An 8,412-nucleotide genomic window follows, 5' to 3' on the forward strand; every position below is an offset into this window, starting at 1 on the left:
AGCCATCACGAACAAGCCGGCGGCAAAGCCGGCAATGGCCATAGGCACAATGCCCACCGATAACCCGACCCCGGCCAACGCCGCGAGCAATCCGGCATACACCGACAGCACCACTTTGACGGCATTGCAGCGGTCCAGCAGCACGCCGCCGAGCAGTGAACCCAGAGCACCGCCGATATTGAAGAGCATCTGCACCATGCCCGCCTGGGGTTTGCTGAAACCCTGTTCCAGCAACAGCGACGGCAGCCAGTTAAGCAGCATGTACATCACGGTCAGGGTGAAAAAGTAGCTGAGCCACAAGGCCAGCGTGGTACGTGCGCGACCTTCGCCGAACAGCGCCTGGCCGGTGGAGGGGCGGGCGCCGTCGGTGTTGTCGAACTGTTGGCGAAAGGCACTGGATTCAGGCAGCAGCAGGATCATCAACGGCACGGCCAGCAAGGGCGCCAGGCCGCCGATAATAAACGTGGTCTGCCAGTGCTCACTGGAAAACATCGCCACCAGCGCGGCCAATGCTCCCCCCAGCGGCACCCCGCAGTACATCACGCTGATGGCCGTGCCACGGTTGCGCTCGCTCACCGCTTCGGCGCACAGCGCGATCAGGTTGGGCAACGCGGCGCCCAGGCCCAGGCCGGTGAGAAAACGCACCAGCAACAAGCTTGAGTAGCTCTGGACAAATGCGGTGCTCAGGGAAAACAACCCGAACAACAGCACGGCGCTGACCAGGATTTTTTTGCGCCCGATCCGGTCGGCAACCCAGCCCCCGAAGAACGCCCCCGGCAGCAGGCCGATGATGCCGACGCTGAACACCCAGCCGAGCATCTTCGGATCCAGGGCGAAGGTTTGACGTAACCCGGCGGCGGCGGTGCCGGCGGCTTGCAGATCGAACCCTTCGATCAGCGCAACGATAAAGCACAACGCAATAGTCAGCGTCGAACGACGCGATGGACTGTCCATGGCAAACCTCATTGTTGTTTTTGTTGTGGTGGCGAGCTTGAGTGGCTGCTAAGGATTAAGATAACAAATATAACTAAAAAATGAATCGTGGAATAAAATCAGTAAAAAAACGGAATAAAGTCACTAAATTCAATCGATTGAGGTGCTTGTCTGTTCGTGTCTAAAAAATAGATAGCTTTATTAATGTTCGATTATCGGTCATTTGCGGTTGACGAGTGCCGTGGGCTGTTTCCATTCTTGGCTCGCGAGGCTGACAGGGCCGAGCGTGTGCCAACCCAATAACAACAACAAAAATGGACATCGAACATGCCAGAACTCCCTATGGAGGGCGCCGTTGCCGCGGCGTCCGTCTCCTGTGTGTCTAACACCACTCCCCGCCGGCTGATGGCGTTGCTGGCCTTGAGCGTGCTGCCCGGTTCGCTGTGGGCTGCAGGCTTTATCGACGACAGCCACGGCACCCTGACCTTGCGCAATTACTACCTGGACCGTGACTACAAGGACGACGGTGCGAAGACCGCTGCACGGGAATGGGCCCAGGCGTTCATCCTCAACCTGGAATCGGGTTACACCCCCGGCCCGGTGGGCTTTGGCCTGGATGTACGCGGGTTGATGGGGGTCAAGCTCGACTCTTCGCCGGACCGCAGCGGTACCGAGTTGTTGCCGGTATCGGCCAGCGACAAGCGCGCCGCCGACGAGTATTCGCGTCTGGCCCCAACCGCCAAGCTGCGGTTCGCCCAAACCACGGTCAAGGCCGGCGATGTGTCGATCTTCCTGCCGTTTGCCTTTGCCAGCCCGTCGCGGCTGCTGCCGCAAACGTTTCGCGGCACCACGTTGAGCTCCAGGGACATCGATGGCCTGACCCTCAACACGGGCTATATCGACCGCATCAACAAACGCGACTCCACCGACTACCAGGCCATGACCATCGCCTCACCCAACCGGCGCTTCAACGCCACCGCCACCACCTCGCACCTGGCTTACGTCGGCGGTGATTACCAGGTCAACAAAGACCTCAGCCTGCGGGTCTATCACTCGCAGATCGCGGACCTCTACCAGCAGGACACTCTGGCGCTGCTGCACAACCTGCCGGTGGGTGATGGCGTGCTCACCAGCGACCTGCGCAGTTTTTTCAGCCGTGAGGATGGCAGTGCCAAGGCGGGCACGGTGGATAACCGCAACCTCTCGGCGTTGTTTGGCTATCGCCTGGGCGGCCATCGCGTCAGCCTTGGCTACATGCACTCAAGCGGGGAGACGGCCACGCCCTATATCTCGGGAACGGAGCTGATGGGCATGAGCGAACTGACCATGAGCTCGGACTTTCTCAACGCCAAGGAGCGCACCTGGCAAGCCATCTACGACTATGACTTCGCGGCATCGGGTGTGCCGGGGCTCAAGACTCGGCTGCGCTATGTACGTGGCGACCACATCGAACTGGCCGCGTTGAACGCCGAGGATCGCAAGGAGCGCGAGTTCCAGATGGAACTGGGGTATGTGATTCAGAGCGGTCCGCTGAAGAACGTCGGGTTCATGGCGCGCAAGTCGATCTACCGCAATGACTTCCCGAGCGGCGCGGCCTTTCGCGATGAAAACCAGACCCGTTTCCTGGTGCTCTACACCGTGGCGCTCTGGTAGGCCGATCAGTCCTGATAGACCTTCTTCAGCAAGCGCAGCAGCTCTTCACGTTCCTGGCCGTCGAGGGCGGCCGTGGCGTCCAGGTCACTCTGGGCGGCGATCGCCTTGAGTTCCTTGAGCAGGGTTTCGCCGCTCTTGCTGAGGAAGATCCCGTAGGAGCGTTTGTCCGGTTTGCAGCGTACCCGCACGGCCAGCGCGCGGCTTTCCAGCTTGTTCAGCAACGGCACCACCTGGGGCGGCTCGATGGCCAGGGCGCGGGCCAGGTCGGCCTGCATCAGCCCGGGGTTCTGCTCGATGATCGCCAGGGCCGAAAACTGTGCAGGGCGCAGGTCGTGGTCCGACAACCGGCCGATCAGGTTCTGGAACAGCTTGAGCTGGGCGCGGCGCATGGCGTAACCGATCAGATCGTCCAGGGCTGAATCCAGCGGCGGCCGTACCTCGTCGTTGTCGGGCAGGGCCTGGCTGGCGGTGGCGATGTTGGAAGGCTTGGCCATTGGCAGTGCAATCCTCAAAAGGTGCAGGTTAATAAGGCTATCTAGTTTGCCGGTGTTGGCACGCTATGGCTATGCCGGGTTTTCACAGCGCCTGCAACGCGTGGGTTTTAAGCAGGAAAAATATTGGTTATCAAGATTAATAGTTAATTGACATAACTATATTTGCGGTTTAATTTCGAATCATCTTCACACCCAGAACAAGAGCGTACCGCCATGAGCAATTACGAAGGCCGTTGGACCACAGTCAAGGTTGAGATCGAAGAAGGCATTGCCTGGGTCATTCTCAATCGTCCGGAAAAACGCAACGCCATGAGCCCGACCCTGAACCGGGAAATGATCGACGTTCTGGAAACCCTTGAGCAGGACCCTGCCGCCGGCGTGCTGGTTCTCACCGGTGCGGGCGAAGCCTGGACGGCGGGCATGGACCTCAAGGAATACTTCCGCGAAGTGGATGCCGGCCCGGAAATCCTCCAGGAAAAAATCCGCCGCGAAGCCTCGCAATGGCAATGGAAACTGCTGCGCATGTACGCCAAACCGACCATCGCCATGGTCAATGGCTGGTGCTTCGGCGGTGGCTTCAGCCCGCTGGTGGCGTGCGACCTGGCGATCTGCGCCGACGAAGCGACCTTCGGCCTCTCGGAAATCAACTGGGGCATCCCGCCGGGCAACCTGGTGAGCAAGGCCATGGCCGACACCGTGGGCCATCGTCAATCGCTGTACTACATCATGACCGGCAAGACCTTTGACGGGCAGAAAGCCGCGCAAATGGGCCTGGTCAACGAGAGCGTGCCCCTGGCTCAACTGCGCGAAGTGACCATCGAACTGGCGCGCAACCTGCTGGAGAAAAACCCGGTGGTGTTGCGTGCGGCCAAGCATGGCTTCAAGCGCTGCCGCGAACTGACCTGGGAGCAGAACGAGGATTACCTCTACGCCAAGCTCGACCAGTCGCGCCTGCTCGACACCGAAGGCGGTCGCGAGCAGGGCATGAAACAGTTCCTCGACGACAAGAGCATCAAGCCTGGCTTGCAGGCCTATAAACGCTGAAGGGCGCGGCCGCCCGGCCGCGCCGTTGTACCCTGCTTGAACGTATTCCCGATAAAGACAATAAAGAGGAATCACCATGCTGGACGTGCCCCTGTTGATCGGCGGCCAGTCGTGCCCCGCCCGTGACGGTCGAACCTTCGAACGTCGCAACCCGGTGACCGGTGAACTGGTCTCGCGGGTGGCTGCGGCGACCCTGGAAGATGCCGATGCCGCGGTCGCCGCCGCCCACGCCGCGTTCCCCGCGTGGGCGGCGCTGGCGCCCAACGAACGCCGCACCCGCTTGCTCAACGCTGCCGAGCAATTGCAGGCGCGCAGCAGCGAATTCATCGCCGCCGCCGGCGAGACCGGCGCCATGGCCAACTGGTATGGCTTCAACGTGCGTCTGGCGGCCAATATGCTGCGCGAAGCGGCGTCGATGACCACCCAGATTACGGGGGAGGTGATCCCCTCCGATGTTCCCGGCAGTTTCGCCATGGCCTTGCGTCAACCTTGCGGTGTGGTGCTGGGCATCGCGCCGTGGAACGCTCCGGTCATCCTCGCCACGCGCGCCATCGCCATGCCGCTGGCCTGCGGTAACACCGTGGTGCTCAAGGCCTCGGAGCTGAGCCCGGCGGTGCACCGCCTGATCGGCCAGGTATTGCAGGACGCGGGCCTGGGCGATGGTGTGGTCAACGTCATCAGTAATGCCCCGGCCGATGCCGCCGCGATTGTCGAGCGGTTGATCGCCAACCCGGCCGTGCGGCGGGTCAACTTCACCGGCTCGACCCATGTCGGGCGGATTGTCGGCGAGCTCTCGGCCCGTCACCTCAAGCCGGCGTTGCTGGAGTTGGGCGGCAAGGCGCCGTTGCTGGTGCTCGACGATGCCGATCTTGACGCGGCTGTGGCGGCGGCGGCCTTTGGCGCCTATTTCAACCAGGGCCAGATTTGCATGTCTACCGAACGCCTGATCGTCGATGCCAGGGTCGCCGATGCGTTCACCGCCAAGCTGGCGGCCAAGGTCGCGACCCTGCGTGCGGGTGACCCCGCTGCGGCGGATTCGGTGCTCGGTTCCCTGGTGGACGCCAGCGCCGGCACACGCATCAAGGCCCTGATCGACGATGCCCTCGCCAAAGGCGCGCGGCTGGTGGTGGGCGGCCAACTGGAGGGCAGCATCCTGCAGCCGACCCTGATCGATGGCGTCACCGAACAGATGCGCCTGTACCGCGAAGAGTCCTTTGGCCCGGTGGCCGTCCTGCTGCGTGGTGAGGGTGATGAAGCCTTGTTGCGCCTGGCCAACGACTCCGAGTTCGGCCTGTCGGCGGCGATCTTCAGTCGCGACACCGGGCGCGCGCTGGCACTGGCGCAGCGGCTCGAGTCGGGTATTTGCCATATCAACGGCCCGACCGTGCATGACGAGGCGCAGATGCCGTTTGGTGGGGTCAAGTCCAGTGGATACGGCAGTTTTGGTGGCAAGGCGTCCATTGAGCACTTCACGCAATTGCGCTGGGTGACCTTGCAGAACGGGCCTCGGCATTATCCGATCTGAGCAGTTGCTGCGACATAACAATAACAAGGCGGCTGTGATCCGCCTTGCTGGAGGACATCCTTGTGAGTTCCGAATTCCGAGCGCAACCCCAGCCCGCACCGCGATACCGCGAGGTCTCCATCGGCCACGCAGCGGTGGCGGTCACTGAAGAACACGGCGTGTTGCACATGCGCTCCCTGGAACCCCTGGCCGAGTTGCCGGCGCGCCTGCTCGATCGCCTGGTGCATTGGGCGCGGGTACGGCCCGAGCAGACGTTTATCGCGGCACGTCAGGCCGGTGGGGATTGGCGCCGTGTCAGCTATCGCGAGATGCTCGACAGCGTGCGCGCGATTGCCCAGGGCCTGCTCAGCTACGGGCTGTCGGCGGACAAGCCGTTGGCCTTGCTGTCCGGCAACGACATCGAGCATTTGCAGGTCGCCCTCGGCGCGATGTACGCCGGCATTCCCTACTGCCCGGTCTCGCCCGCGTATTCGCTGTTGTCCCAGGATTTCGCCAAGCTGCGGCATGTGTGCGACCTGCTGCAACCGGGCTTGGTGTTTGTCAGCGATGCGGCGCTGTACCAGCGCGCCATCGACGCCGTCTTGCCGGCCGAGACCCCGTTGATCAGCGTGCGCGACCACGTTCCCGGGCGTACTCAGGCCAGCTTTGCCAGCCTGCTGCAAACGCCGGGTGGCGCCGAGGCCGAAGCGGCGTTCGACGCCACCGGCCCCGACAGCATCGCCAAGTTTCTCTTCACCTCGGGCTCGACCAAATTGCCCAAGGCCGTGATCACCACCCAGCGCATGCTCTGCGCCAACCAGCAGATGCTGTTGCAGACGTTTCCGGTGTTCGGTGAGGAGCCGCCGGTGCTGGTGGACTGGTTGCCGTGGAATCACACTTTTGGCGGCAGCCACAACGTCGGTATCGTGCTCTACAACGGTGGCACCTTTTATCTGGACGACGGCAAGCCCACGGTCCAGGGTTTTGCCCAGACCTTGCGCAACCTCAAGGAGATTTCGCCCACGGCTTACCTGACGGTGCCCAAGGGCTGGGAAGAGCTGGTCAACGCCCTGGAACAGGACGCCGAGTTGCGCGAGCGTTTTTTTGCGCGGATGAACCTGTTCTTCTTCGCCGCCGCCGGCCTGTCTCAAAGTATCTGGGATCGCCTCGATCGCGTGGCCGAGCAGCACTGCGGTGAACGCATCCGCATGATGGCCGGGCTGGGCATGACCGAAGCCGCGCCGTCCTGCACCTTCACCACCGGGCCGTTGTCCATGGCCGGCTATATCGGTTTGCCCGCGCCGGGCTGCGAGGTGCGCCTGGTGCCGGTGGACGGCAAGTTCGAAGGGCGCTTTCGCGGGCCGCATATCATGCCCGGTTACTGGCGGGCGCCCCAGCAAACCGCCGAGGTGTTCGATGAACACGGGTTCTACTGTTCAGGAGACGCGATCAAGCTCGCCGACCCTCGGCAGCCGCAACTGGGCCTGATGTTCGATGGGCGAATAGCCGAGGATTTCAAGCTCTCTTCCGGGGTGTTTGTCAGCGTGGGTCCGTTGCGCAATCGCGCGGTGCTCGACGGCTCGCCCTATGTGCAGGACCTGGTGATTACCGCGCCCGATCGCGAGTGCCTTGGAGCATTGGTGTTCCCAAGGCTCTACGAATGCCGTCGGCTGGCGGGCCTGGACGCCGCCGCCAGCGACGCCGACGTGCTCGGCAGCGCGCCGGTGCGCCAGTGGTTCGGCGACTGGTTGCAACGCCTCAATCGCGGGGCCACCGGCAATGCCAGTCGCCTGGAATGGATTGCCCTGCTCGACGAGCCGGCGTCCATCGACCGTGGGGAAATCACCGACAAAGGTTCGATCAACCAGCGCGCCGTGCTGCAATGGCGCGCGGCCAAGGTCGAGGCGTTGTATCGCGGTGAAGAGGCCACGATCCTGCGCGCCGAGCCCAAGCCTTGAACGGGCAGTATTCGGCATTTGCCGATGTGGCGATTTTCGAGGCCGTGCGCACCCCCTGGATTGACCTGGGTGGCGCACTGTCTCAGGTTTCACCCATCGACCTGGGGATCAAGGTAGGCCGTGAGGTCATGGCCCGGGCGGGTATTGAACCGCAGGCGGTGGACAGCGTTCTGGCCGGGTCCATGGCCCAGGCCAGTTTCGATGCCTACTTGCTGCCACGGCATATCGGCTTGTACAGCGGGGTGGCGCAAGCGGTCCCGGCACTGGGGGTGCAGCGCATCTGCGCCACCGGTTTCGAACTGTTGCGCCAGGCTGCCGGGCAACTGCGGGACGGCGTGCAACTGGCCTTGTGTGTGGCCAGTGAATCCATGTCGCGCAACCCCATCGCGGCTTACACCCACAGGGGCGGGTTTCGTCTGGGTGGCGAGGTCCAGTTCAAGGACTTTCTGTGGGAAGCCCTGTACGACCCGGCCCCGGGCCTGGACATGATCGCCACGGCCGACAACCTGGCGCGCCGTTATGGCCTGGGCCGCGAGGCGGTGGACCGCTACGCCTGCACCAGCCACCAGCGAGCGTTGCAGGCGCAGCGTGACGGCGCTTGGGTTGACGAGGTGGTGGCGGTCGATAACCAGGTATTCGAGCTTGAGGGATACCAGCCCCGAGGCATCAGCCTGGCGCGTCGGGCCGGTGCCGTCAGTGAGGACAGCCACCCTCGGCCCACCGACCTTGCGAGCCTGACACGCTTGCGCGCCGTGCATCTGGGCGGCGTGCAAACCGCCGGCAACAGTTGTGCCGTGGTGGATGGCGCGGCGGCGGCGTTGGTGGG

At 63.1% G+C, this 8,412-nt stretch carries 7 protein-coding genes; 5 read left to right on the forward strand and 2 right to left on the reverse strand.

Annotated features, from left to right (window positions below):
* Window positions 1–954, reverse strand: a 954-nt coding sequence (mhpT, locus tag BFP92_RS00130; RefSeq protein WP_065911089.1) for a 3-(3-hydroxy-phenyl)propionate transporter MhpT, incomplete at its 3' end; no start/stop codon positions are given.
* Window positions 955–1,260: 306 nt separating this feature from the next.
* On the opposite strand from mhpT, the gene BFP92_RS00135 reads away from it, so the two are divergent.
* The gene (locus tag BFP92_RS00135) at window positions 1,261–2,586 is read left to right on the forward strand and encodes an OprD family porin (RefSeq protein ID WP_065911090.1); all 1,326 of its coding nucleotides are present in this window, start codon (window positions 1,261–1,263) and stop codon (window positions 2,584–2,586) included.
* Between the two features lie 5 nt (window positions 2,587–2,591).
* Here BFP92_RS00135 and BFP92_RS00140 read toward each other — a convergent pair whose 3' ends face one another.
* Window positions 2,592–3,080 carry a MarR family winged helix-turn-helix transcriptional regulator gene (locus BFP92_RS00140; RefSeq protein ID WP_056858004.1) on the reverse strand — a complete coding sequence of 163 codons (489 nt, stop codon included), beginning with the start codon at window positions 3,078–3,080 and terminating at the stop codon, window positions 2,592–2,594.
* A gap of 213 nt (window positions 3,081–3,293) precedes the next feature.
* Here BFP92_RS00140 and BFP92_RS00145 point away from each other — a divergent pair, with 213 nt between their 5' ends.
* The 4 genes from BFP92_RS00145 to BFP92_RS00160 form a co-directional block, all read left to right on the forward strand.
* Window positions 3,294–4,124 carry a p-hydroxycinnamoyl CoA hydratase/lyase gene (locus BFP92_RS00145; protein ID WP_065911091.1) on the forward strand — a complete coding sequence of 277 codons (831 nt, stop codon included), beginning with the start codon at window positions 3,294–3,296 and terminating at the stop codon, window positions 4,122–4,124.
* A 76-nt stretch (window positions 4,125–4,200) separates the two neighbouring features.
* On the forward strand, window positions 4,201–5,649 hold the full coding sequence (locus BFP92_RS00150) for an aldehyde dehydrogenase (RefSeq protein ID WP_065911092.1): 1,449 nt from the start codon (window positions 4,201–4,203) through the stop codon (window positions 5,647–5,649).
* Window positions 5,650–5,711: 62 nt separating this feature from the next.
* Window positions 5,712–7,586 carry a feruloyl-CoA synthase gene (locus tag BFP92_RS00155; RefSeq protein WP_065911093.1) on the forward strand — a complete coding sequence of 625 codons (1,875 nt, stop codon included), beginning with the start codon at window positions 5,712–5,714 and terminating at the stop codon, window positions 7,584–7,586.
* On the forward strand, window positions 7,583–8,412 hold an 830-nt coding region (locus BFP92_RS00160; protein WP_065911094.1), incomplete at its 3' end, for a thiolase family protein. The genes BFP92_RS00155 and BFP92_RS00160, both read left to right, overlap by 4 nt.

The sequence above is a fragment of the Pseudomonas sp. 58 R 3 genome (genome assembly GCF_900006605.1).
In the GTDB taxonomy this organism is placed as follows: Bacteria; Pseudomonadota; Gammaproteobacteria; order Pseudomonadales; family Pseudomonadaceae; genus Aquipseudomonas; species Aquipseudomonas salomonii.

Excerpts from the sequence above, each read along its gene's own strand:
- BFP92_RS00135 (WP_065911090.1), top strand. The coding sequence starts at position 1,261 with ATGCCAGAACTCCCTATGGAGGGCGCCGTTGCCGCGGCGTCCGTCTCC.
- BFP92_RS00140 (WP_056858004.1), bottom strand. The coding sequence starts at position 3,080 with ATGGCCAAGCCTTCCAACATCGCCACCGCCAGCCAGGCCCTGCCCGAC.
- BFP92_RS00145 (WP_065911091.1), top strand. The coding sequence starts at position 3,294 with ATGAGCAATTACGAAGGCCGTTGGACCACAGTCAAGGTTGAGATCGAA.
- BFP92_RS00150 (WP_065911092.1), top strand. The coding sequence starts at position 4,201 with ATGCTGGACGTGCCCCTGTTGATCGGCGGCCAGTCGTGCCCCGCCCGT.